This window comes from Massilia sp. NBRC 108631 (assembly GCF_059704565.1).
The window spans coordinates 1-337 of sequence record NZ_BAAKJE010000184.1; the positions used below are offsets into that span (position 1 = coordinate 1).

Consider the following 337-nt stretch of genomic DNA (forward strand, 5'->3'; position numbering starts at 1 on the left):
GCGATCGAAGCAGTCTACCCGCAAGCGCAGATCCAAACCTGTATCGTCCATTTGATCCGTAACTCCCTGGTACTGGCGTCGTGGAAGGACCGCAAAGAGCTCGCTGCCTCGCTAAAACCCGTCTACCAGGCCATTAACGCCGAGGTGGCGGCTGCGGCGCTGGACGACTTTGCGGCCGGCCCTTGGGGCACCAAATTCCCGACCGTGGCGGCCATGTGGAAGCGCCAGTGGGGGCAGGTAATCCCATTCTTTGCCTACCCGCCGGAGGTGCGTACCGTGATTTATACGACCAACGCCATTGAAAGCCTGCACATGCAACTGCGTAAGATCGTCAAGA

Annotated in this window: 1 protein-coding gene; it reads left to right on the forward strand. The window is 59.3% G+C overall.

Going from position 1 to position 337, the window contains the following annotated elements:
• A partial coding sequence (locus AC6H42_RS20400; RefSeq protein WP_497548816.1) for a transposase occupies window positions 1–337 on the forward strand: 337 nt, incomplete at both ends.